The sequence below is a fragment of the Rhizobacter sp. P1_G5 genome (genome assembly GCF_056405435.1).
Genome location: NZ_JBFUCB010000973.1, coordinates 1 through 1431, shown reverse-complemented (window position 1 = coordinate 1431; position 1431 = coordinate 1). Strand labels below are relative to the sequence as shown.

Here is a 1431-nt window from a genome sequence, read left to right as displayed (position 1 = left end):
TGCTGCCCGAGTCGTTCTGCCTGATGGCGGGGGCGCTCAAGCAGGCGCGTTTCGTGCTCGAAGGGCTGGAAGTCGACGCCAACGCGATGCGCCGMAACATCGACATGACCCACGGCCTSGTSATGAGCGAGGCGGTCATGATGGGTCTCGGGCCGTACATCGGGCGCGAGTACGCGCACGACCTCGTCTACGACATCTGCCGCGAAGCGGTCAAGCAACAGCGACCCCTGCTCGACCTGCTGGCCGAGCATCCGGAGATCAACAAGCATCTGGATCGCAACGCGCTCGCCGCGCTGTGCGACCCCGCCAATTACCTCGGCCAATCCGGAGTGATGGTCGACCGCGTCCTCGCCGCGCTGCGCTGACCCTCGCCCCATCATCCGGCGAGCGTCGACACGGCAGACTTCGCAGGAGGTGAGGTGCCCGGGTGATCGAGCCGACCGACACCGCCAGCCCACCCGCCTACGTTCGAGGCATCACGACCACTTCTCGATCTCGCTCAGGCTGCTGGCGAAGGCATCCAGCCGCTGGGCCTGTGGATGCTCGACGTAGTACATGTACTCGTAGATGGACGTCCGCTCCGCCACGTCGACAAGGCGGCCGCGTTCAGTCGTGTCGCAAAGCCTTTCGAGCTTGTGCAGATCGAAGGGTTCCTTGCCGCTCAATTCGGCCTGTGCCTTGGCGGCCTGGAGGCGCGCCGCACGATCCTCCGCCGCTCGTTGCTTGAGCTGCTTGTGAAAAGCCAGGGCGGCTTCGCCTTTGAGTTGAGTCATCTCCAGATCCTGTCACTTCAGTGTGCTGTGGGCTTGCAGCGCTTCCGACCACGACATGCCACGGTATTCCTGCAGCGCATCGCGAGCGTTCTCCTTGAGGGATGCGGGCATCCCTTGCGTCAATTGCTCGATGGTCTCGTCGTCGATCCTTTGGTCGCCGATGTCACCTGGCGACGAGTTCGCGGGATTCATGATCTCCGCGTACTTCTCCGGATCATGGATCGTCAGCTCGCCCGTCGCGACGGTCGCAACAGGAATTTTGGCGCCGGTCGCGGACGTGCCGTAAAGATGATAGGTGCCGAGCTGTGGCTTGGCCAAGAATTTGTCGATGACGTCGAGACGATTGCTGCGGATGGCGGAGAAACCGGCGCTGACCGCGGCGTAGGGGGGGCGCGGGTCGTCGCCGCCTGGCGGTCTTTGCAGGACGCCGAGGAGCGAACTTTGCAGCGGGGCATCGATGTCGCAGAGCTCGATCTTGCGGCCTGTTTCCTCGGCCAGCTTGATGTAGCTGGCGACTTCGTGCGCTCCGCCGAGCCGCTTGTCGACAAGCATGCTCGCCGGCTTTCCGCTCTCTGTCCTGCAGTCGGCCAGTTCTCGCTCCAAGCGGTCGGCAAGAACGCAGGACTCTGCGTGAACCTCGGACGAGGTCAGTTCGGGC

1 protein-coding gene and 2 pseudogenes are annotated in these 1431 nt (G+C 63.8%); 1 reads left to right on the top strand and 2 read right to left on the bottom strand.

Features of this window, described 5'->3' with window-relative positions:
- A pseudogene (locus tag AC1D12_RS33280) lies at window positions 1–365 on the top strand (3-carboxy-cis,cis-muconate cycloisomerase); the annotation flags it as partial.
- A 111-nt stretch (window positions 366–476) separates the two neighbouring features.
- Here AC1D12_RS33280 and AC1D12_RS33275 read toward each other — a convergent pair.
- The gene (locus tag AC1D12_RS33275; RefSeq protein ID WP_477828757.1) at window positions 477–773 is read right to left on the bottom strand and encodes a hypothetical protein; all 297 of its coding nucleotides are present in this window, start codon (window positions 771–773) and stop codon (window positions 477–479) included.
- A gap of 12 nt (window positions 774–785) precedes the next feature.
- Window positions 786–1431 (bottom strand): annotated as a pseudogene (locus AC1D12_RS33270) (XopAJ/AvrRxo1 family type III secretion system effector zeta toxin); the annotation flags it as partial.

Excerpts from the sequence above, each read along its gene's own strand:
- AC1D12_RS33275 (WP_477828757.1), bottom strand. The coding sequence starts at position 773 with ATGACTCAACTCAAAGGCGAAGCCGCCCTGGCTTTTCACAAGCAGCTC.